The sequence below is a fragment of the Streptomyces sp. NPDC003691 genome (assembly GCF_053981115.1).
Window position 1 is genome coordinate 200,850 of the sequence record NZ_JBSFNQ010000001.1, and the last position, 21,991, is coordinate 222,840.

The following is a 21,991-nucleotide window of genomic DNA, read 5'->3' on the forward strand; positions in this document are numbered from 1 at the left end:
GGTGCGAACGGGCGGGCATTCGCCCTTCTCCACCGGCCGGGCTCGGTACCGGACGCGCCCGTGGAGATACTGACCGGCGAGATCGGCAGCCATCGCAGCCTTGCCGAACTGCCGCTGGCCGACCGGCCCCCGGGCCAGGAGGGGCACGAACTGCTGGTGGCGATTCCGTACCGGCAGATCACCGAGCGCGGCTTCGTGTGCCGGGACGATCACGCCCCTCTGCTCGCCATGCGGGTGGACCATCGCACCGTGCTCGGCCGGGACCAGGTCCTGGCCGGACTGCCCGAGGTGGAAGTACGCGCCTCCGGAGCCGGATTCGACCTCGGCGACGAGGATTACGCCGCGATCGTGGAGCGGGTGCTGCGGGACGAAATCGGACAGGGCGCGGGGTCGAACTTCGTCATCAGGCGTTCCTTTACCGCGCGGCTCGACGACTACTCGCTCCGCACGGTACTCGCGGTCTACCGCCGGCTGCTGACCGGCGAACTCGGTTCGTACTGGACGTTCCTGTTCCACACCGGGGAGGGGACGTTCATCGGCGCCTCCCCGGAACGGCACGTCAGCGTGGCCGGCCGCATGGTTTCGATGAACCCCATCAGCGGCACCTACCGCCACCCGGCCGCCGGGCCGGATCCGGCGGGGCTCCTGGCGTTCCTCAACGACCCGAAGGAGGCGAACGAACTCTGCATGGTCGTCGACGAGGAGTTGAAGATGATGGCCCGCGTCTGCGCCACGGGCGGCCGGGTGCACGGTCCGTACCTCAAGGAGATGGCGCGCCTGACCCACTCCGAGTACGTCCTGACCGGCGAGAGCGAACTCGATGTGCGCGAGGTACTGCGGGAGACCCTGCTCGCGCCGACCGTCACCGGCAGCCCGCTGGAGAACGCCTTCCGGGTGGTCCGCCGTCATGAACCGACGGGCCGCGGCTACTACGGCGGGGTGCTCGCGCTGATCGGCCACGATGCCTCGGGCGGCCGTACTCTCGACTCGACGATCATGATCCGCACCGCCGAGGTCGACGACGACGGCCTGCTCCGCCTGGGCGTCGGCGCCACCCTCGTCCGCGACTCCGACCCCCGGTCCGAGGTGGCCGAGACCCGGGCCAAGGCCGCGGGCGTACTCCAGGCCTTCGGCCTCTCGCCGGACGGCACCCCCACGGCCGGCCGCCGGGAGACCCCGGTGCCACCGCACACCCCGGCGGCCTCCGAACACCCCCTGGTGCGCCGGGCGCTGCGGTCCCGGAACACCACGCTGTCACGGTTCTGGTTCGACGGGACACCCCAGGGCGTACCGGAGCCGGCGCTCAGGGGGACCCGGGTGCTGATCGTCGACAACGAGGACGACTTCACCGGCATGCTGGACCTCCAGCTCCGCTCCCTCGGCCTGCGGACCGTCGTCGCACGATCCGGCCGGCCCCGGCCGGAGGACGGCTTCGGCCTCGTCGTGGTGGGCCCCGGCCCGGGAGACCCCAGGGACACGTCGGATCCGCGGATCGCCGCCCTCGGATCGCTCACCCGTGATCTGCTCGCCGGGGACGTGCCGTTCCTCTCGGTCTGCCTGGGGCACCAGGTGCTCGCCCTCGAACTGGGCCTCGGCATCGTACGGCGCCGGGTCCCCAACCAGGGCGTGCAGAAGCCGGTCCGGCTGTTCGGCCGCGGCGAACTGGTCGGCTTCTACAACACCTACGAGGCCCGTGCCGGGCACGACTTCCTCCCCGGCAGCGGAGACCGCAAGCCCGTCGACATCGTCCGGAACCCCCGGACCGGGGAGGTGCACGCCCTGCGCGGAGCGGGGTTCCGGTCGGTCCAGTTCCATCTCGAATCCGTCCTCACCCGGCACGGCCCACGGATCCTCGGCATGCTGCTCACCTCGCTGCTGACGGAGACGGGGGAGCGCGCGGCTCCCGCCGCCCCCGCGGGAGAACGCTGCGGATGAGCGGAGACACCGGACGGCGCCCCGGCGGGACCGGCCGCGCATCCCCTCCGGTGGTGGTCGTGTCCCGCCGCGCGAAATCCCCGGAACTACTGTGCGGGCAGTAGTCGAAGGCTCCTCCACGAGAGGGATCCGCGGCCGCCGCACCCCCGCTAGGGTGCGGATATGAGCAGAGGACTGCCCCAGGTCTGGGCCCTGGTCAAGGACTGGGTGATCGCGGTCGGCATGGCGGTGGCCCTGGTGATCGCCGCGTGGTCCGGCGACCGGCCCTCCACCGATCTCGGCTTACTGGGCTATGCGCTGGTGGCCGCGAGCGGCCTCGCGCTCGCCGCGGCACGGCGCGCTCCCGTCACGGTGCTGATCGTCACCGGGCTCTGCGTGGCGGGATACAACGCGCTGGGATTCGAAGTGGCCGCGGTCGCCTATCTGTTCGCCGCCTACACGGCCGTCCGCTCGGGCCACGGCCCGGCCACCGTGGCGGTATCCGTGGTGCTGCTGCTCGGTCTGCCCTTCGCTGTAATGGCCTCCTCCGTGGACGGGCCTACGGGAGACGCCTTCGCGCAGGCCCGGCGGGTGCTCGAACTGGCCTGGCTGATCGCGGCCGGGGCCGCCGGGGAGGCCTTGCGGCAGGCCGAACGGAGAGCGGACGAGGCCGAACGCACCCGGGAGGAGACCGCCCGGCTGCGGGCAACCGAGGAGCGACTGCACATCGCCCGTGAACTCCACGACTCGCTCACCCACCAGATCTCCATCGTGAAGGTGCAGGCGGAGGTCGCCGTCCATCTGGCGCGCAAGCGCGGCGAGCAGGTACCGGAGTCGCTGCTGGCGATCCAGGAGGCGGGCCGTGAAGCGACCCGGGAGCTGCGCGCCACCCTGGAGACGCTGCGCGACGACACCAAGTCCCCGTCGTACGGTCTCGACAAGGTGCACGAACTGGTGCAGCGGGCCCATGGGATCGGTCTGCGCACGACGCTGACCATCGAGGGGATGCGCCAGGAAGTGCCGGACGCAGTCGACCGGACCGCCTACCGCATCGTCCAGGAGTCGCTCACGAACGTCGCCCGGCACGCGGCCGCCGCTTCCGCCTCGGTCCGGATCGACTACCGCCCCGACGCCCTCGCCATCCGGGTCGACGACGACGGTACGGCCACCCCCGGCTCCGTATCCGTCCCCGGCGTCGGGCTGCTGGGCATGCGGGAGCGGGTCAACGCGCTCGGCGGCCGACTGCTGGCCGAGCCCCGTACCGAGGGCGGATTCACCGTCCAGGCCGAGCTTCCGGTGGCGCGGATCTCATGATCAGGGTCCTGCTGATAGACGACCAGCCCCTGCTGCGCAGCGGCTTCCGCGCCCTGCTCGACGCCGAGGACGATATCGATGTGGTGGCCGAGGCGGGCAACGGCAGGGAGGGTCTGGCGCTCGCCAGGCAGCATCTGCCCGATATCGCGCTCGTCGATATCCAGATGCCCGTCATGGACGGGATCGAGACGACCCGGCGGATCGCGGCCGATCCGGCCCTGGCCGGGGTGCACGTGGTCATCCTGACCAACTACGGCCTCGACGAGTACGTGTTCGACGCCCTGCGGGCCGGCGCCGCCGGATTCCTGGTCAAGGACATCGAGCCGGAGGACCTTCTGCACTCCGTGCATGTGGCGGCGCGCGGGGACGCACTGCTCGCACCGTCCATCACCCGCATGCTGATCAGCCAGTACGTCGCCCGGCCGCTCGGTGTAGAGGTCGGCGCGGGACTGGAGGAGCTGACCAACCGGGAACGGGAGTCGGTCGCCCTGGCCGCGCAGGGACTCTCGAACGACGAGATCGCCGGCCGGATGGTGATCAGCCCGCTGACCGCCAAGACCCATCTCAACCGGGCCATGATCAAACTCCGGGCCCGGGACCGGGCCCAGCTCGTGATCATCGCGTACGAGTCCGGCCTGGTGGTGCCGCGGGGGCGCTGACACCCGCGGGTCTCCGGTGTCCGCCGCCGGGCGGCGGCGGACACCGGAGACCACGGGGCGGCCTCAGATGAAGTCCATCGCCCCGGCCCGCCATCTGTCGTGCAGCTCGATCTTGTAGTACTCGCCGCCGGGCGCCAGCGCCGCTCCGTAGACGAACTTCCGTTCGGCGCCGCCGTACGGGAAACCCCTGACGAACCTCTCGATCCCCGGGTCGATCCGGACCGGGAGCGTATCCGGGTCGGTGGTCGTCACCGCGAAGCAGAGCCGCTCGATTCCCGGCGACTCCCAGCTCAGCGTGGCGTACAGCCCGAAGGCCTCCCGGCCCAGCCGGAGCATGTCCTCACTCGGCCGGGCCAGACCCAGTTCGCGGGACATCTCCACCATCGTCTCCGGCGCGAAGCACTCGGCGGGTACCTCGTTGAAATAGACGTTCACGGTCCGGTGCGCGTAGTCGACCCCGATCACTCCCACCCGGTCCGCCAGACCGTGCCGGGCGAAGAACGCGCTGTTCGCCGCCAGTGCGGGCGGCATACCGGGAAGGGCCGCGAGTCCCGGCAGTTCCTGCAGACCGTCCGGGGTGAAGAAGGCGTAGATCTTCTTGAATCCGCCGACGACTCCGAAGTCGATCCCGTAGGTGTCCACGGGGAACCCGTCCCGCAGCTCATGGAGCAGGGTGTCGACCGGCCGGCCCGTCTCGGCGAGGAGCCCGCCGGACAGGGCCCTGGCATACGGGTCCCGTTCCTCCGGATGCACCGTGAACCGGCAGTCCAGCTCCCCCGTATGACGCCTGCCGGTCGCCATCCGGTAGGCGACCACGGTCGACTCGTGCGCGAAGGTCTCGCGATAGGTGTCCAGGACCGGCAGCATCCGGTCCTGCGCACAGGTGACGTCCAGCAGCCGGGCAGCCTTCTCGATGACCGCACAGACGGCCGCCACCTCGGCGTTTCCGCTCATCTCTCCTCCAGGGTTCTGCCGCCGGGCTCGGGCGGTTTCCGCAGGCGTCCGCGCCGGCGGGGGTGCGGACGGGGCCGGGGCGCGCCCGGCTATCGCGGTTCGTAGATCCGCCGGTGGCCGAAGACTCCCGCCAGCCGGTACGGGCCGGTCGTCTCCCTCGGTGCGGGGTGTTCGCCGCCGTCGGCGGGGAAGGAGAAGGCGTGGAGTTCGCGGTACCGGGTGAAGTCGACCGTACGCCGCCGGGCGATCGCCTCGCGGTGAAGGTCGGATCGGAGGTGGGACCGGTATCCCGGCACGACGGTACCGGCGAAGAACTCGGCGACGCTGCCGGATCCGTAGCTCAGGAATCCGACGGCCCGGCCCGCCAGGTCACCGGCGCTGTCGAGCAGGGCGGCCAGCCCGATGTACATCGACGCGGTGTAGCTGTTCCCGATCTCCTCGTTGTAGGCCGTGGTACGGCCGACGGCCCGGTCGATCAGGTCCTCGCCGGACTCCTGCCCATGGCTGCGAAGCAGATGCCGATGGGCCTTGTGCGCCATCCTGGTGAACGGCTGGTGGTAGCAGAAGGCCCGGAAGTCGCCGAGCGCCCGGCCGCCCCGCTCCGTGTAGTCCTTCCAGGCCCCTTCCGCCGCCTGCAGATAGGCGGAGACCGACTCCTGGCCGTCGACGAGGGCGGTGGTGCGGTAGTTCGGCCGCCAGAAGTCCATGATGTCGGCGGTGAACACACCGGTCGGCTCCTCCAGGCGGACCAGGGCAGGATCCGCGCCCACCAGCATGGCCACCGCGGCGGCGCCCTGGGTCGCCTCGCCCGGCTCGTCCACCTCGTACCGGGAGACGTCGCTGGCTATCACGAGGACCTGCTGCGCGGGGTCCTGGCGGACGAGGGCGGCGGCGAACTGCAGCGCCGCGGTCCCGGCGTAACAGGCCTGTTTCAGCTCCACCACCCGGGTGGCCGAGTCCATGCCCAGCAGGGAGTGGACGTAGATCCCAGCCGCTTTCGCCTGGTCGACGGACGACTCCGTCGCGAAGACGATCGTCCGGATCCGGCCGGAACCCGCCCGTGCGACGACGGGGGCGGCCGCGGCGGCGGCCATGGTGACGATGTCCTCGTCGGCGGCCGGCACGCTCATCGACCGCTGGCCTATTCCGGCGTGATACTTGCCGATGTCGGTTCCGTTGTGGGCGGCCAGAGTGGCGTGGGTCAGGGCGAACTGGGTCGTGGAGAAGGAAAGGTCGTGAATTCCGACGGCGGGATCCCCCGGCATCGCTAGCCTCCGAGCTTCGTAGTCGCGTTCCTGCGCTCCAGCCGGACATGCGCCCGCATCAGCTCACCGGGGTTCGTCTGCGCCGCCAGCAGCGAGAGTTCGCCGCACAGCACCGCCGCGGCCGCGATGACCGCGAGCCGGCGCGCGTTCTCCCCGGGTTCCCGGGGCTCCCGGCAGCCGAGCCGCCGCAGGTTCTCCTCCACGAAGCCGAGCCCCTTGCCGTTGCCGACCGTTCCCACGATCAGGTTGGGCAGGGTGCAGGAGAAGTAGAGGTCCCCGTCCCGGTCCTCGGCGACGGTCACCCCCTGCGAACCCTCGATGATGTTGGCCGCGTCCTGGCCCGTCGCAAGGTAGAAGCCGAGCAGCATATTGGCGTAGTGCGCGTTGGCCGACCGGATGCCGCCGGCGAGCAGGGTGCCGATCAGGTTCTTGCGTACGTTCAGTTCGGCTATCGCGGCGGCCGAGGTGTGCAGCACGTCCCGGACGATGTCCGCCGGCACCAGGATCTCGGTGACCACGTTCTTGCCGCGGCCGAGGATGCCGTTGATCGCGGTCGCCTTCTTGTCGGTGCAGTAGTTTCCCGAGATCGACCCGTACGAGACCCCCGGCACCGTGTCCAGGATGCGGCTCAGCAACGCGTCCGCGGCCAGGGTGGCCATGTTGTGCCCGGAGGCGTCGCCGGTGGCGAACTCGAACCGCAGAAACAGCAGATTGCCCGTGACCTCGTGACGGAAGCCGATCAGTTCGGTGAACCTGCCGCAGGCCCGGGCGACCTCGCGCAGTTCACCGAGCCGCGCGTCCACCTCCAGGGCCGCGAGATACGCGGTCTCCGCGTCGGCCGCGGTCACCAGTACCGAGCGGGTCATCCGCTCGTCGACCAGGGTGGCGGTGATTCCCCGTTCGACCAGCATGGAGACCTTCGCGCCGCGGCCGACGGACGGCCAGAGCGGCGACTCGTAGGTGGCCAGCGGGACTTCGGTTTCGGTGGTCGCCACATTGCCCCGGATCCTCAGGGGCCCCACCCACTTCAGGGGTACGCCGGCAATCGCCTGCGGATCGTTCATCCGGTGCCTCCCGGCTCGTCGTCCGTGGTGCTGGGGGAAAGTGACGGTCCGCCGGAGGAAGGAGACCGTCCGCCGGGGGAACGGGACCGTCCGGCCAGCCGCCGGAGATCGATGCCCCGGTCGGTGCAGAACGCCCGCAGGTCGCCGCGGACCAGTACGTCGCACCGGGTCAGTCCGGCCGGGGTCCGCGCGCCCAGGACGGTCATCAGGGCCCTCAGCTGGTCGAGCCATACGGTGATCCGCCGGACCAGGGCGGGTACCCCGCCGTCGAGAACGGTCCTGAGGAACCCTCCGGAGGCCCCGACGGCGACGGCACCCAGCGCCAGGGCCCGCGCCATGTCGAGCGGGTTGCGCACCCCGCCGGAGCCCAGGACCGGAAGTCCGGCGTCCAGGCAGTCCAGCAGACAGGCGGGAGTGGACTGGCCCCAGCCGTCGAGATAGGAGTACGTCGCATGGTCGCGCCGGCCGTTCTCGATCACCGCGAAGTTCGTGCCGCCGCGGCCCGCCACGTCCGCCGCGCGCACCCCCAGGTCCCGCAGGCCCGCCACGGTCTCCCGGCTCAGCCCGAAACCGACCTCCTTGACGATCACCGGAACGTCCACCCCGTTCGCGATCTTCTCGATCCGGGGCGCCCAGTGGGAGAACGACCGGTCGCCCTCCGGCATCACCGTCTCCTGGACGGCGTTGAGGTGGATCTGGAGGGCGTCCGCCCGCAGCAGGTCCACGGCCCGCCGGGCGTCCGCCACGGAGGTGTTCGCGTTGATGTTGGCCATGACGAATCCGTCCGGGTTCTCCCGGCGCATCACGCTGAAGGTGCCGGCCACGGACGCGTCGGCGAAGTAGGCGCTCATGGAGCCGGTCGCGATGGCGACACCGGTCTCCCGGGCGGCGATCGCCAGATCCCGGTTGATGGCGCCGGTACGCGCGCTGCCGCCGGTCATCGCGTTGATGTACAGCGGTGCGGCCCATTCGACGCCGCCGAACCGGGTGGTCAGCGAGGTGTCCGGCCGGTCTGCCCCGGCCAGCGCGTGATGGACGAAGGTCACATCGTCGAACTGGTTGTAGCCGCCCGGGCGGCTCTGTTGTTCGGCCGCCAGCCGAACATGGTCGTCCTTGCGCTCAGCAATCATTCCGCTCCCCTCTCACCGACTGTGTACGCAGGGGAAGGAGGGACACCCCCGAGGCGGCCCATCCCTCCCGGAGCACGGAGGTCCTGTCGCCCGACGAGGCGTCCAGCAGGGCGATCCCGCAGTCCCCGCCACCGGCGCCGGACGGTTTGGCCGCGCCGCCCAGCGCCTCGGCGACATCGCACATCGCCGTCAGTTCGGGGGTGAAGACCCCGAGCCCCAGCCGGTCGTCGAGACCGGCGAGCAGACCGCGGGCATCACCGACGCGCCGCAGCACCTCGTGGTCGTCGCCCCGTTCCAGGGCCCGGACCGAGGCGTTCACACAGGCCTCACTGCGCTCTACGAAGTCCTGCCACGAGCTGCCGCCGCCGCGCCGTTCCCGCTTCCCCAGCCCCTCCGTCAGCGACGGGGTCCGGGCGGGCCGGCCGGTCCAGCCCACCTTCAGCGCGAGTCCGCGCGGCGGTGGGATCCGCCGTACCCCGAACCCCGGCCAGGGCACGCTCATCGTCTCCGCGACGCCCCGGCGCTCCGCCGTGTCGAGCACGGCGGTACGGTCGGGCGCCCGGTATTCGAGCCAGCCGCCCCAGACGCTCGCGGCGAGATCGCCGCCGGACGACCGGGCACCGAGCCGTGCCGTGGCCAGCATCGCCAGCCGGAACCGGGCTTCGGGCGGCAGCTCCAGCCCGTAGTGGGCGGCGACCGCGGCCACCGCGGCCACCGTCACCGCGCCGCTCGACCCCAGACCCAGCTTGGTGCCGTGCCGGTGCAGCTCGCTGCGGACCGAGACCCGCAGGGGGCCGGGGGCCGGGCCGCGCCCGGCCAGGAGCTGCTCCACCACCTCGACGGCCGACGCCAGATGGCTGAGCCGGTCCCGCCGCAGCCGTTCGTCCTCCGGGCCGAGTCCGGTGAGGCCGCTCTCGGAGCGCCGCAGCCGCACCCGGTGCGGACAGAGGTCCGAGTCGACCACGACACCGGGGTCCGGGGATCGGGAGACCGTCACCCGCGCGCGCCGGTCGACCGTTGTCAGCAGCGCGGGGACACCCGGTTCCAGTACGGCGTACTCGCCGAGGACGAAGAGTTTCCCGGGCGCGCTCCGGCTGACGGTTCCCCGGCCGGTCACCGGCCGGCTCCCGGCCGCAGCCGAGCGCCCGGTCCGCGCCGGGCGACGAGCACCGAACCGTCCGGGACGGCGGCGCGGACGGTTCCGGCCACCCGCTCCGCGGCCCCGGGCGGGCAGAGCACTTTGACGTTCGGTCCGGCGTCCATGGTCGCGTACGCCGGTACACCGTCGCTCCGGAGCCGCAGTACGGCATCGAGGACGGCGACCGTGGCCGGTGAGAAGTACCGTACCGCCGGGCGCGCGGCCAGCATCGTCGCGTGCATGCCGAGGGCGTTGCGCTCGGCGATCTCGCCGACGGCTTCGAGATCGCCGCGGCGGAGCGCCGCCCGCATATCGGCGAGGTCGTCCCGGCCCGATGCCGCCCAGGCCCGGTACAGCGGTGAGGTCTCGACGGTCCGCCGCATGGCGGACCGGCTGGAGACCTTCTTGGCATCCGTGCTGACCAGTGCGATCACCAGGGCCGGGTCGAAATCCGGCAGGGGCAGCGGTTCGGCGTAGGAGCTGAGGTCCGCGGCGGCGCCGGTGCCGTGGCCCGCATGGCACACGGCGAAGCCGCCGAACAGCGACCGGGCGGCGGAAGCCGATCCGCGCCGGGCGAGCCGGGACAGCGCGGTGGGATCGAGGTCGAGGCCGTAGGCGGCGGTGGCGGCGACGGCCAGGGCGGCGAAGCCGCTTGCCGAGGAGGCCAGCCCCGCTCCCGTGGGGACGGCGTTGCGGGTCTCCACAAGGGCGGATTCGCCGCGCCCGGCCAGTTCCCGTACCAGTGCGACGAAGGCGGTGATGCGGTGTCGCCGCTCACCTTCCGCGGGTGAGCCGTCGAAGGTCACACGGTCGGGCCGTCCCCGGGGGCCGAGCCGGACCGTGGTCGTCGTCGGCAGGATGTCCAGGGTCATCGACAGACTGTCGACGTACGGAACGACGAACTCCTCGTCGCGTTTGCCCCAGTACTTGATGAGCGCGATGTTGGGGTGGGCCACGGCGGTAGAGCCGTCGTCCGGAACGTGTTCCCCGGACCCGGCCGGTGCGGGCACGGCGTCAAGCGGCATGATCGGCGAACCTTCCTGCGGGCAGCAACCAGGTACGGGCGGCGCCCGCCTCGTGGAGATGCCGTACGACCTTCCTGGCCCGGGCCGGGTCCGCGGCCAGCGCGACCACACAGCCCCCGAGCCCGCCGCCGCTGAGCTTCGCACCCAGGCCACCGGCCGAGAGCGCGGCGCGGACCAGGTCTTCGATCCGGGCCGTACTGAGCTCCAGCCCCCGCAGGAGCCGGTGGTTCTCCGTCATACGTGCGCCGAAGTCGCCGGTCCGGCCGTGCACGAGGTCATCGGCGGCGGCGCAGGTCAGGCTTGTCACCCGGTCCAGGAATTCCTCCCGCGCCGCCGGATCCCGCGCGAAGCGCTCCCCCACCAGACGTACGGCCTCCCTGGTACTGCCGCCGGTACCGCTGTCCGCGATGACGAACAGTCCGCCGAATCCACGGGGCCGCAGGGATTCCGTACGGACCGCGGCTGACTGCCGGGCCGTGCCGCCGGCCGGGACGGGGGAGGGCGGCCCGCCCCCGCTGCCGGAGCGGAACAGGACGGGAGCCGTCGCACCGGTGGCGAAGGCGTCGATCCCGCTCGCCCGCCCGTGCATCACCTGCTCCGAGACCTGCACCAGTTCGAAGACGTCCCGGTCGCCGAGCGGACGGCCGAAGAGATCCGCCAGCGCCAGGACCACGGCCCGGGCGCACGCGGCGCTGGAGCCGAGTCCGCGGCCCTGCGGGACCGCGCTGTCGACCAGTACGTCGAGACGGCCGGGTTCGACACCCGTCCTCGCCCCGAACTCCGCCACCAGCCGGGACAGACCGCCGGTGGCGAGCGGCGCCGCCCCGGATCCGGATCCGCCGTCACGCATCGTGAAGGAGACCCGGTCCGGGGGGCCGTCACCGGGCCGGGACGCGGTCACACTCGCCGTGACCGTCATCCGGGGTACCGGCACGGCCAGGGCCGGGGCGCCGTAGACGACGGCATGCTCGCCGAGGAGGATCACCTTCCCGTGGGCGCGTCCGGCGCCGGACCGGACCGTGCCGGGGCCGGTCCGGGCGCGCGGCGTGCGCGCGTTCGTCCGGCCCATCACCGGACCCGCTGCGTCGCTCTGATCGCCACCGTGGCGAGCTGGTCCTTCGCGGGATCCGTCGCGGTGCTCGCCTCCAGCACGGCCAGGGCCGCGTCGGTGCGGTGGGCGATCTGCCGTTCGATCTCGTCGACGGCTCCGACGTCGACGAGAACGTCCCGTACGGTGGAGAGTTCGCCGTCGGAGAGGTCGTGCCCGATCCTCGACCGCAGGAACCGCGCCGCGTCCGGCTCCCGTTCGTCCGCCAGCCGGAGCGCCGTCGCCAGGAGAACCGTCCGCTTGCCCGCGCGCAGATCGTCTCCCGACGGCTTGCCGGTCACCGCCGGATCGCCGAAGACACCCAGCAGATCGTCCCGGAGCTGGAAGGCGATTCCGACATCCGTGCCGAACGACCGGTAGGCCGTGCCGAGAGCGGCGTCGGCGCCTGCCATCGCCGCGCCGAACTGCAGGGGGCGTTCCACCGTGTACGACGCCGTCTTGTACGCGATGACACGCTCGGCGGCCGCCACGTCCTCGTCGCCCTTCGCCTGGGTGATCAGGTCGAGCAACTGTCCGTAGAGAACCTCCGAGCGTACGGCGGACCAGACCGGCCCCACTCTGGTCTGGGCGTCCGACGGCAGCCCGGAGCCGCGCAGCATGACATCGGCCCAGGTCTGGGCCAGATCCCCGAGCAGGACGGCGGTACCGGTCCCGAAGCCGTCGGCCGGTCCGGAGTAGTGCCGCGCCCGGTGCATCCGGGTGAGGACGACATGTGCGGCGGGGCGGCCCCGGCGGGTCGGGGACGCGTCGATGATGTCGTCGTGCATCAGGGCCGACGCGTGCAGCAGTTCGAGAGCGGCGCAGGCACTCAGGACCGCCGCGGCCACCGGACCGTCGGGGTCTCCCCCGGCACCGATCCAGCCCAGCCGGGCGAAGACCGGGCGGAGCCGCTTGCCGTCGCGCAGGACGAAGTTCTCCAGTTCCGCGGCAACCGTGGCGAAGTCCCGTCCCAGCGGTTCCGTTTCGGTCCGGCGTTCGGCGAAGAAGTCCTCGAGCGCGGCATCGACGGCAGCCCGGTCGACGGATTCTCCGAGATAGCTGACGGTCATGTTCTCAACTCTCGGTCGAGGGCACGATTCGTCCCGTGTCCCTGTCGTTTATAGAGACCGCATCAATCCGCGGGAACTCGGGGACCGTTCTTCGCTTCATGATTCACAGAATGCCGATCGGCACGGCTGCCCGACGGTCCGGCGGCCCGCGAAAAACGGAAGGCGGAGAGGTCGAAAGGAATTCGACACGGCCTCACCCTAACCAGGGCCCGGCCTCGTGCCCACTACTCACCCGAGTAGTTCCGGCGCCCCCGGGATCCCACTCGACCGAGTGAGGCATTCGCGACCCGTCGAATGCGATAGTGAGAGCACTGCATATCTCGGCGTACCGGAACCGGACCCTATCGGCATCGTGAATCACCAGCCGCGCATCCGACGACCCGGCGCCGGACGATTGCCGTGACGACACGGGGGAGATCATGAATCCACTGATGGGGCGCGACGACGCCCTGTCCGCGCTGGGCGGCCATATGGAATCCGTTGCGGCGGGCTCCGGGGGCTGCATCGTCGTGGAAGGGCCGTTCGGCACCGGAAAGACCCGTCTGCTGCAGGCCATGGCTCTGGAAGGAGCCCGGCGGAAACTGGCAGTCGTCTCCGGGCGGGCCGGGCACGGCGAACAGCCGGCCCCCCTGCACCTGTTGGTCAACTACCTGCGGCAGGTCATGTCCGAGACGGTCGACTTCGACGATCTGACGCGCCCGGACCGGAATCCCTTCTGGCTGATGGACCGGGTCGGAGAGCTGGTCGGGAAGGCGGCACGCGGACGGCCCCTCGTGGTCGTCCTCGACGATGCGCAGCGGCTCGACGACGTCGGCGGCCTCGCGCTGCGGGGGCTGGTGCAGTCGCTCTCCGCGTCCCCGGTGCTCTGGCTGGTCGCCCACCGCCCGGCCGGCACCCGGTCGCTCGCCCGGCATGCGCTCGGCTGGCTGCTCGACCACGCCGCGGTACGGCTCCCCCTCGCCCCGCTGGACGACGCGGCGGTGACCGGCCTGTGCACCAACCTCCTCGGCGCCGCGCCGGATCCCTCGGTGCGCCGGCTGGCGGACCGCTGCGGTGGCAACCCGTGGCTGGTGGAGAGCCTGATCGACGCGTTCGTCCGGGCCGGCCGGATGGTCGTCGTGGACGGTACGGCCTCGGCCGTGCCCGGCCGGCTGCCCGAGGAGTTCCTCACGGTCGTCGGCCGGGTGCTGGCGGGAGTGCCCGAGCCGGTTCGGCGGCTTCTGGTCTCCGGCGGCGGGGGCGGTTCCGAGTTCACCGCCGAGGAGGCGGCGGCCGTTCCCGGCGGTCCGGATCCCGACAGCGCCCCGGCGGTCGAGGGAGCGCTGCGCACCGGCCTGCTCCGGAAGGAGGGCACCCGGCTGGTCTTCGCCCACCCGGTCGTCCAGGAAGCCCTCCGCTACGACGTCTTCCAGGAGCGGGTCCCGGCCCCGCACATGCTCCGGGACGGAACGGCGTGGCACGCCGATACCCTCCGCGGGCACCTTCCGGACCCGCCGGAGGCCGCACCGTACGGGGAACCCGTGACCCCCGGCCCCCGGGAGGTGCTTCCCCCAGGCCGGACACCGGCCGCCGCCGTGCCGGGCCCGCCGGCATCACCGCGGCCGTCGGGCTGCGCCTGCGACGGCATGGTGGCGCGGGCCCTGCCCGCTCTGGGCGATCCGTACGGCGCGGTGCCCAGGACGCTGGCACCGGTCCTGCGGCTGCTGGCGGGGGCGGGCCGGGGCGCCGAAGCCGTACGGCTGGCGGACATCGCGCTGCGCCCCGGGGCGGAGGCGTCCGCCGAGGTGCATCTGGTCCTCGAACTGAGCGATGCGCTGGCGCACTCCGGCCGGTGGGACGCGTCGCTCGGACTCCTCCGGCGCGCGCTGGCACGCCAGGACGTCACCGGACCGGACCGGACCCGGCTGAGCGTCGCGCTCGGGAGTACTGCGGAGCCCGTGAGCGGTGCGGCCGGTGCGGACTCCGCACCGCGGCCGGCCGGACCGGCACCGTACCCCGGCGCCCGTCGCGAACCGCCTGGCGGCATCCGCACGATCGCGGGCGACTCCTCCCCGGGGATCCGGCAGGCGGCCCCGACCTGCTGCGGAACCTGCGAGCGCCCCTTGTGGACCTGGCTGGTCCGGGCCCTTGTCGCGGCCGACCGGTTCGAGGAGGCGACGGCCGTTCTGGAGGCCGTCAAACAGGAGGCCGAGCAGTCCGGCGGGCCCTGGCCGGGTTCCCTGTGGTATGGGCACGACGCCGCGCTCCTCGCCGCGGGGGGCCGGCTCGACGAGGCGGTCGGCGAGGCGGAGGCCGCGCTCCGGCTGGCGGGCCGGTCGGCGCGGGGGGACTCCGTGCCCGCCCGGGTCTCGCTGGCCCGGCTGGGGATGCACCGTGGTGATCTCGCCACGGCCAGCGAGCAGTTGCGGATGGCGGAGCGGCTGGTGCCCGGCGACGGCGAAGCCGACAAGGCGCCCCTGGACTGGGCGCTCGCCCAGTTCCACGCGGCGAGTGGACGTCCGGCGATGGCGGTGCAGACGCTGATCAACATCGAAGGGCGGGTCGCGCCGGACCGGTTGCTCTTCACCGAGGTCCCCACGGCGGCCGCCGTGGTGGTGCGCCTGGCCCTGCAGTCCGGACTGGCCGCCGAGGCGGAACGGGCCGCGGGGCTGGCCCGGCAGATCGCCGGCCGGAACCCGGCCGTGCGCTCCCTGGCCGGTGGCGCCGAACATGCCGAGGGCGTACTGCGCAACGACATGGTCGCCCTGCACCGCGCCGCGGACCTCTACCGGCAGGCCGCCCGCCCGCTGGCGGCGGCCGGCGCGCTCGAGGACGCGGCGGAGGTCGAGCAGGGCATGGGGAACCGGACCCGGACCGTCCGGCTGCTCGAATCCGCCGTGGCCCTCTATGCGGAGTGCGGTGCCCAGCGCGATACGGACCGGGTCCACGACAGGCTGCGGCGGCTCGGCGTGCACCGGGTGAGCGGCGCGGGTGGCGACCGGCCCAAGTCGGGCTGGGAGAGCCTCACCGACGCGGAGCTCCGCGTGGTTCGGGCGATCGTCGACGGCAGGACCAACAGGGAGGCGGCGAGCGTGCTGTTCCTGTCGCCCCACACGGTCGACAGCCATCTCCGGCGCGTGTTCTCGAAACTCGACATCAACAGCCGGGTCGAGCTGACCAAGCACTTCATCTCGCACGAGGCCCTCCCGCCCGTCGCGGCCGCCGCGCACCGGCCCGGGTCCGCGGGCTGACCGGCGGAGCGCGTCCGGGGTCGCAGTGCCGAGTGCCGCACGGCCCGTCCCGGCCCACCGCCTGCCGCCGCCCCTCTCCAGAGGAGTCTTCATGAGATCCATCGGAATCCTCGGTACCGGTGCCTACCTCCCTCCGGCCGAGGTCACCAACGACGAGATCGCGGTACGGGCCGGGGTCACGGACGAGTGGATCGTCCGCAAGACCGGCATCCGGAGCCGCCGCCGCGCGGACCCCGGCCAGGCCACCTCGGACCTCGCCGCGGCCGCCGGGGCCCGGGCGCTGGAACAGGCGGGCGTCGGCGGCGAGGAGGTGGCGTACATCGTGGTGGCCACCTCCACCCCCGACCATCCGCAGCCGTCCACGGCGGCCATCGTCCAGCACCGGCTCGGTGCCGTGAACGCGGCCGCCTTCGACCTCAACGCGGTGTGCAGCGGCTTCGTGTACGCGCTGACGGTCGTGGAACGGATGCTGAGCACCGAACCGGGCCCGCGGTACGGGCTGGTGATCGGCGCCGATATCTACTCAAGGATCCTCGACGGCACGGACCGCCGGACCGCCGTCCTGTTCGGTGACGGCGCGGGTGCCGTGGTGCTCGGGCCCGCACCGTACGGCCGGGGCAACTTCGCCGCCTCGCTGCTCACCAGGGGCGACCAGTACGAGCTGATCTCCGTGCCGGCCGGGGGAAGCCGGACCCCGGCCACCGCCCGGACCCTGGACGAGGGCCTCCAGTACTTCCGGATGGACGGCCGGCGGGTCCGCGAGTTCGTCTGCGACAACGTCCCCAAGGCCGTCGGGGAGCTGCTGGTCGGCGCGGGGCTGAACCCCCATGAGGTCGGCCATGTCGTCGCCCACCAGGCGAACGCGGTACTGCTCCGGGAGATATGGCCCGCCCTGGGACTGCCCCGGGCGACCCTGCACCTCACGGCGGATTCCTACGGCAATACCGGCGCGGCCTCCGTCCCCGTCACACTCGACCACGCCCACCGCGGCGGGGCGCTCGGGGACGGGGACGTGGTCCTGCTCACCGGCTTCGGCGGCGGTATGTCGATGGGCTCGGTGCTCACTCGCTGGCTGCCGACCCTGTATGCGCGTTCGCCCGTGCTCCCCGCCGGAGACGCGGTCGCCGGCCGGCCCTGAGACCGGCCCTGTGGCCGGTCCCGGAAGGAGGCCGCCGCCCGGCCCGGGCACCACGCGCGCCGCGCGGTCGTGCGGCCGCGGGACTCCGAGGCCGCCGCCCGGCCCCGGACCACTCCTCGCACGGGCGCCGCCGGGAGGACCGTGGCGCACCCGGCGCCGGCGACCACGGCTTCGCGGCCCGTTCATCCGGTGCCCGGGTCCCCTTCCTCCTCGACCGAGTAGATCGCCGCCCGGCTCGAATAGCCGGCGGCCCCGCGCGCCAGCTCCACACGGGTGTTGATGCCCAGCTTCCGGTAGATCTTCCGGAGGTGGTAGTTCACGGTGTGAGCCGACAGATGAACGTGCCGACCGATGTTCCGGTTGGTCATTCCGACGCTGACCAGATAGGCGATGCGGCGTTCCGTGTCGGAGAGACCGGCCCAGCAGGCGGTGTTCAGTGGTACGGCGACCTCCTCCGGACTCACTTCCGACGGATCCGGCTGCGGCGCGGGCGCGTTCCTCCGCTTCACCGGTGATTTCGCCGCGTAGATCCTGGCCAGCTCTTCGGTGGCCAGCGCCACCGAGATGGGGTCCGGCGACTGCGCGATGATGCGGGAGAGGGCAACCGGATCGCCGACCGCCGAAGCGTTCGCGTGCACGGCGCTGAGGCCCAGGACCGGGATACCCGGGTTGTCCTTCGCCAGTCCGTCCACCGTCTCCAGGACACTGTGCCGGAGACCGGGGTCGCGCACATCGAGCGACAGACGGATGAGAAACGCGGCGGCGGCCGGGTCCTCGATGTACAGACTCCGCTGTCGCGGAAGGTGGCGGTATTCTCCGGCGAACAGTTCGACGGCCGCCCGGGGCCCTCCCCTTTTCACCGCGATGCGCACATCCGTCCAGGCGTACTGAACGGAGTAGAGACCCGCTTCGTCCGTCACCAGCTCGGCCTTCGCCCGCTTCAGATACTCGACCGCGGTGGAAGTGTCCCCCAGATAGAGGAATATGGCGCTGAGGACCGAGTACGCGACGGGACGGGCCAGTGAGGCGGTATCGGGCTCCCCGGCGGTGACCGCCAGCTCCGCCTGTCGGCGGGCGTCGCCGAACCGCCCGGCCTGAAGGAACAACCGGGCTCGCACGGCAGCAACCAGGGAGCCCCAGACCGGCACGGGCAGTTCCCGCAGACCGGCTTCCGCCTCGTCGACGAGCGATTCGGCCCGGTCGAACTCCCGCAGACTCGCGAGCTTTCCGGCGAGGGCCAACAGCAGGTGAAGGCGCCAGACCGGATCGGCCCGATCGCCGTTCCGTGCCGCCGTCCGGCCCAGGCGGAGTGCCTCGTCCAGTCCGCCGGCGCGCCAACGGAAGTTGGACAGCGCTGTCAACGCCATCAGCGCGGCGATGTCGCCCCGCTCCGCACTGCGTTCACGCAGAACCTGCTCGGCATACCGTTCCGCCCGCTCGGTACCGAGCAGGGAGTATCCGAGCAGCAGAGACGATTCCGCGTCGGTTCGATCGCGCTCCGAACCGGCGATCCCGGAGAGGATGAACTCCGCGGCACGTATTCCCTCCACCACCTGCCCGCCCATGATCAGGCCATGGGCATGGGAGTACGCCCCCTCCGGTTTCCGTTCGACACAAACCGACGGACTATTCGAATGAACTGAGGCCCACAGCGAAAATCCAGTAGTCCGGGATTTGCGACCGTATTCCTCCGCGCGCTCCCTGGAGTGGCATACCGCCTCTCGCCGCAATGCGTCCCGCGCGGGGGCCGGGATGGATTCTACGACTCCCTCGAGGAGAAATTCGCTCTCGAATACGAGCTGACTCTCGTCTGCCGCCACAAAACCGGACGCAATGGCCTCGTCGAGCGGGGAAAGCAGACTCGCCGAAGACTGTTCCAGCATTCTGGAGACTTCTTCCAGCCTAAAGGAGCCACCCCATAACGAGGCCACCTTCAAAAATCTCTGACAGTTCGGACTAAGATCCCCCAGCCGACGCTTGACCAACATGAGAACGCTTCGCGGAATTCTCCGCTCGCGCAGCCGAAAGCCACCGTCGCTCGCCTCGATCAGGTTCTCCTCGGAAAGGCCGAAAGCGAACTCGACCAGCATTCCGGCATCCGACCCGACACCGGCGGCAAACTCGACCAGCTCCCGGCCGGGCACACCTCCGAGAATATCTCGGAGTACATTCTCATGAGCAGGATTCCCACTCGGTGCAGGCGGCGGCGAGTACTCCACTCCCACCAAACCGTCGCTCGCACACCTCGACTCCTGACTCCCTACGGTCGGTCCCGATGTCATAACTCCGGCCACCCCCGTGTATTGTCCGGTACGCTACAACTCCGCACATACCCTTTATGCAGTTCTTTCGGAGCGTTCAACGGCGCCGGCGGCTGCCGCCGATGGAACACTGCAACCATTGCCGTAATCTTATCGAATACATTCGGCCAACATAAGGACCGGCAGGGAAATTTGACACCCCCATGGGTCGGTTGCGCCGCCGAGCCGCTCCGGACACAACGAGGCATGGATTCTAGCGAGAGATCCCTGGCACTTCAATGGATCATTCGTCACCGAGGACGAGTGTATATCTCATTGCTCTATCCATTACTTCCGTCGCGGGCCCGCCTGTGCCATAAGTAATGCCCCGAGGGCCGGCAGCGGAAATCGTGCATCCTCCGGGAAATGTTTCACCCATTTCTTCGCAAAGGAGTGCGGGGAACCCGTGAACGGGTCCCCCGCAGCTGGATCCGGGAAGAGACTCAGGCCCTGGCCTTCTCCCCCGCCCCGGCGTCCGTAGCGGCAGGCACCTTCGGCGCCTTTTGCCCCGGCATCCACCAGTTGGCCTTTCCGCACAGCTCCATGACGGCGGGAACGAGGATCATCCTGATGATCGTGGCGTCGATCAGTACGGCGACGGCCATACCCAGACCGATCTGCTTGATCGACACGTCCGAGCCGAGCAGCGAGGTGGTGAAGACCGCGATCATGATGGCGGCCGCTGCCGTGATGACCTTCGCGGTCCGCGCCAGGCCTCGGGTGACCGCCGCCCGGGTGTCGCCCGTGAGCTCGTACTCCTCACGAACCCTGGAGATCAGGAAGACCTCGTAGTCCATGGACAGGCCGAACAGGACGGGGAACATCATCATCGGGACCCAGGTGGTGACCGGCATCTCTGTCGGGAATCCCAGGGCCGGGCCGAGCCATCCCCACTGCACGACCGCCACCAGCACCCCGTAGGCGGCGCCGATCGACAGCAGGTTCATCACGGCCGCCTGCAGTGCGATGGTGACCGATCGGACCAGTGCTACCAGCAGAAGCAGTGACATCACGATGACGATCGCGACCATCCACGGCAGTCGGGTACTCGTCTCCTCGGAGAAGTCGATCGCACCGGCGTTCGGGCCACCGATATGGACCTTCTCGCCACCGTTCACCGCAGGCAGTACATCGTCGCGGAGCTTGTGCACCAGGTCCGCGGTCGCTTCGTCCTGGAATCCGGTCCTGGGGAAGGCCATGAAGGTGGCGGCCTGCCCGTCCTTGCTCACGCGAGGCGCCGTGACCTGTGCGATTCCATCGGCCTTCCGGACCGCCTCGACCACGGGCCCCAGTTCGGACCCCCCGGAGCCGGTCCGGGCGGCAAAGATCAGGGGTGCGCCGTGGCCGGGCCCGAAGCCCTCGGAGACGATCTCGTAGGAGGTGTAACTGCTTCTGTCGCGGGGCTGGACGCTGGCATCGGGCAGGCTCAGCCGCATCGAAAGCGCCGGGGCTGCCAGGATCAGCAGTACGGCGCCGGCCAGTACCGTTGCGAGCAGCGGCTTCCGCTGCACCACGCCCGCCCAGCGCTCCGCCGGCGTTCGGCGGGGCCCGGAGGAGGCATCCCCGGCCTGCCGCCCGCGGCCGGTGCGGCGGGGCAGTCGCAGAGAGTTGATTTTGTATCCCGTGAAGCCGAGGAAGGCCGGCAGCAGGGTCACCGCGGCGATCATTGTCACCAGCACGGTCACCGAAGCGCCCACCGCCACACCGGTCATGAGCCGCTGACCCATGGCTATCAGGCCCAGCAGGGCGATCACGACGGTCGTGCCCGCGAACAGCACCGCATGGCCCGCGGTAGTGATCGCCTTGACCGTGGCGGTCTCGGGATCGTCGCCCGCGTCAAGGCTTTCGCGGTAGCGGGTGACGATGAACAGCGCGTAGTCGATACCGACGCCGAGCCCGATCAGCGCCGCGACGAGAACAGTGAAGTCCGGGGACGGAACCAGGTGCCCGATCAGTTTGATCAGGGCGATTCCGCCGAGGATGGCCATGAGCGCCGTCACGATCGGAAGGCCCATGGCCACCAGCGACCCGAAGGCGATGAAGAGGATCACCGCGGCCGCCAGGACACCGACGCTCTCGGCCGGACCCTGCGGGGGCGTCTCCGCCTTCTCCGCCTTGTCCCCGCCCAGCCCCAGCGTCACCCCGTCGCCCGAGGCGTCCTTGACGGTGTCGACCAGCGGCTTGACCTCGGTCTTCTTCACGTTCTTGTCGGTCAGCGGAATGGTCGTCCGGGCGATCCTGCGATCATCCGTGACCAGTTGCTCGTCCTGGTAGGGGGAGGTCACCGGTCCGGTGACGGCCTCGGCGTCCAGGGCGGCGATGACCTTCTCGATCTTCTGCCGGGCCGCGGGATCGTCGATTCCCTTCTCGGCCTTGATGGCGAGGGTCAGCGTGTCCCCTTGCTGCTCGGGGAAGTGCTTCTCGATCAGAGCCTGCGCCTTGGCCGAGCCCGAGTCACCACCGGTGAAGTCGTTGTCGGTGGCGGCGCCGAATCCGAATCCGACGACCGCCAGCGCGATCACCCCGACTATCCAGGTCAGGAGAACCAGGCGGCGGCGCTGATAGCAGAACCGGGCTAGCCCCGCCAGAGCCCCGTCCGTGCGGGGGGTCTCGGTTGGCATCGTCTCTCCTCGAGTTGTTGAGCGGTGCGCTCAATCCTCATGAGGAGACTCCCGTGCGTCGACGTGCGGATGAAGACAATAT

The 21,991-nt window shown here is 71.0% G+C and carries 15 protein-coding genes; 5 read left to right on the forward strand and 10 right to left on the reverse strand.

Annotated features, from left to right (window positions below; translation table 11 throughout):
* Positions 1–60 precede the first annotated feature (60 nt).
* From ACWDR0_RS00770 to ACWDR0_RS00780, 3 genes are all read left to right on the forward strand, one after another.
* Positions 61–1,935: an anthranilate synthase family protein gene (locus ACWDR0_RS00770; RefSeq protein ID WP_456349401.1), complete on the forward strand. Its 1,875-nt coding sequence runs from the start codon at positions 61–63 to the stop codon at positions 1,933–1,935.
* 162 nt (positions 1,936–2,097) lie between these two features.
* A complete protein-coding gene (locus ACWDR0_RS00775; RefSeq protein WP_456349402.1) occupies positions 2,098–3,228 on the forward strand; it encodes a sensor histidine kinase in 1,131 nt (376 codons plus the stop codon).
* On the forward strand, positions 3,225–3,887 hold the full coding sequence (locus ACWDR0_RS00780) for a response regulator (protein ID WP_456349403.1): 663 nt from the start codon (positions 3,225–3,227) through the stop codon (positions 3,885–3,887). The genes ACWDR0_RS00775 and ACWDR0_RS00780 overlap by 4 nt, the downstream gene beginning before the upstream one ends.
* A gap of 63 nt (positions 3,888–3,950) precedes the next feature.
* Here ACWDR0_RS00780 and ACWDR0_RS00785 read toward each other — a convergent pair whose 3' ends face one another.
* From ACWDR0_RS00785 to ACWDR0_RS00820, 8 genes are all read right to left on the reverse strand, one after another.
* Entirely contained in the window at positions 3,951–4,841 is an 891-nt protein-coding gene (locus tag ACWDR0_RS00785) for an aromatic prenyltransferase (RefSeq protein ID WP_456349404.1), read from the reverse strand.
* A gap of 89 nt (positions 4,842–4,930) precedes the next feature.
* Positions 4,931–6,106: a hydroxymethylglutaryl-CoA synthase gene (locus ACWDR0_RS00790; RefSeq protein WP_456349405.1), complete on the reverse strand. Its 1,176-nt coding sequence runs from the start codon at positions 6,104–6,106 to the stop codon at positions 4,931–4,933.
* 2 nt (positions 6,107–6,108) lie between these two features.
* Positions 6,109–7,170, reverse strand: coding sequence for a hydroxymethylglutaryl-CoA reductase (locus tag ACWDR0_RS00795; RefSeq protein ID WP_456349406.1), 1,062 nt, complete (start codon positions 7,168–7,170; stop codon positions 6,109–6,111).
* Positions 7,167–8,300 carry a type 2 isopentenyl-diphosphate Delta-isomerase gene (fni, locus tag ACWDR0_RS00800; protein ID WP_456349407.1) on the reverse strand — a complete coding sequence of 378 codons (1,134 nt, stop codon included), beginning with the start codon at positions 8,298–8,300 and terminating at the stop codon, positions 7,167–7,169. The genes ACWDR0_RS00795 and fni overlap by 4 nt, the downstream gene beginning before the upstream one ends.
* Positions 8,290–9,417 (reverse strand): phosphomevalonate kinase, encoded by a 1,128-nt coding sequence (locus tag ACWDR0_RS00805; protein WP_456349408.1) that lies wholly within the window; start codon positions 9,415–9,417, stop codon positions 8,290–8,292. The genes fni and ACWDR0_RS00805 overlap by 11 nt, the downstream gene beginning before the upstream one ends.
* Entirely contained in the window at positions 9,414–10,463 is a 1,050-nt protein-coding gene (mvaD, locus tag ACWDR0_RS00810) for a diphosphomevalonate decarboxylase (RefSeq protein WP_456349409.1), read from the reverse strand. The genes ACWDR0_RS00805 and mvaD overlap by 4 nt, the downstream gene beginning before the upstream one ends.
* Positions 10,453–11,532 carry a mevalonate kinase gene (gene mvk, locus ACWDR0_RS00815; RefSeq protein WP_456349410.1) on the reverse strand — a complete coding sequence of 360 codons (1,080 nt, stop codon included), beginning with the start codon at positions 11,530–11,532 and terminating at the stop codon, positions 10,453–10,455. Before mvk ends, mvaD begins: the two co-directional genes overlap by 11 nt.
* Positions 11,532–12,620, reverse strand: coding sequence for a polyprenyl synthetase family protein (locus ACWDR0_RS00820; protein WP_456349411.1), 1,089 nt, complete (start codon positions 12,618–12,620; stop codon positions 11,532–11,534). Before ACWDR0_RS00820 ends, mvk begins: the two co-directional genes overlap by 1 nt.
* Before the next feature lie 419 nt (positions 12,621–13,039).
* Here ACWDR0_RS00820 and ACWDR0_RS00825 point away from each other — a divergent pair, with 419 nt between their 5' ends.
* Positions 13,040–15,850: an AAA family ATPase gene (locus ACWDR0_RS00825; RefSeq protein ID WP_456349412.1), complete on the forward strand. Its 2,811-nt coding sequence runs from the start codon at positions 13,040–13,042 to the stop codon at positions 15,848–15,850.
* A 91-nt stretch (positions 15,851–15,941) separates the two neighbouring features.
* Positions 15,942–16,988: a 3-oxoacyl-ACP synthase III family protein gene (locus ACWDR0_RS00830; protein ID WP_456349413.1), complete on the forward strand. Its 1,047-nt coding sequence runs from the start codon at positions 15,942–15,944 to the stop codon at positions 16,986–16,988.
* 182 nt (positions 16,989–17,170) lie between these two features.
* On the opposite strand, the gene ACWDR0_RS00835 is transcribed toward ACWDR0_RS00830, so the two are convergent.
* A complete protein-coding gene (locus tag ACWDR0_RS00835) occupies positions 17,171–19,132 on the reverse strand; it encodes a LuxR C-terminal-related transcriptional regulator (RefSeq protein ID WP_456349414.1) in 1,962 nt (653 codons plus the stop codon).
* A 599-nt stretch (positions 19,133–19,731) separates the two neighbouring features.
* Positions 19,732–21,909 carry an MMPL family transporter gene (locus ACWDR0_RS00840; protein ID WP_456349415.1) on the reverse strand — a complete coding sequence of 726 codons (2,178 nt, stop codon included), beginning with the start codon at positions 21,907–21,909 and terminating at the stop codon, positions 19,732–19,734.
* Positions 21,910–21,991 lie beyond the last annotated feature (82 nt).

Coding starts and splice junctions, on each gene's coding strand:
- mvaD (WP_456349409.1), bottom strand. CDS start 10,463: ATGCCGCTTGACGCCGTGCCCGCACCGGCCGGGTCCGGGGAACACGTT.
- ACWDR0_RS00780 (WP_456349403.1), top strand. CDS start 3,225: ATGATCAGGGTCCTGCTGATAGACGACCAGCCCCTGCTGCGCAGCGGC.
- ACWDR0_RS00790 (WP_456349405.1), bottom strand. CDS start 6,106: ATGCCGGGGGATCCCGCCGTCGGAATTCACGACCTTTCCTTCTCCACG.
- ACWDR0_RS00840 (WP_456349415.1), bottom strand. CDS start 21,909: ATGCCAACCGAGACCCCCCGCACGGACGGGGCTCTGGCGGGGCTAGCC.
- ACWDR0_RS00830 (WP_456349413.1), top strand. CDS start 15,942: ATGAGATCCATCGGAATCCTCGGTACCGGTGCCTACCTCCCTCCGGCC.
- ACWDR0_RS00820 (WP_456349411.1), bottom strand. CDS start 12,620: ATGACCGTCAGCTATCTCGGAGAATCCGTCGACCGGGCTGCCGTCGAT.
- ACWDR0_RS00775 (WP_456349402.1), top strand. CDS start 2,098: ATGAGCAGAGGACTGCCCCAGGTCTGGGCCCTGGTCAAGGACTGGGTG.
- ACWDR0_RS00795 (WP_456349406.1), bottom strand. CDS start 7,170: ATGAACGATCCGCAGGCGATTGCCGGCGTACCCCTGAAGTGGGTGGGG.
- ACWDR0_RS00825 (WP_456349412.1), top strand. CDS start 13,040: ATGAATCCACTGATGGGGCGCGACGACGCCCTGTCCGCGCTGGGCGGC.
- ACWDR0_RS00785 (WP_456349404.1), bottom strand. CDS start 4,841: ATGAGCGGAAACGCCGAGGTGGCGGCCGTCTGTGCGGTCATCGAGAAG.
- mvk (WP_456349410.1), bottom strand. CDS start 11,532: ATGGGCCGGACGAACGCGCGCACGCCGCGCGCCCGGACCGGCCCCGGC.
- fni (WP_456349407.1), bottom strand. CDS start 8,300: ATGATTGCTGAGCGCAAGGACGACCATGTTCGGCTGGCGGCCGAACAA.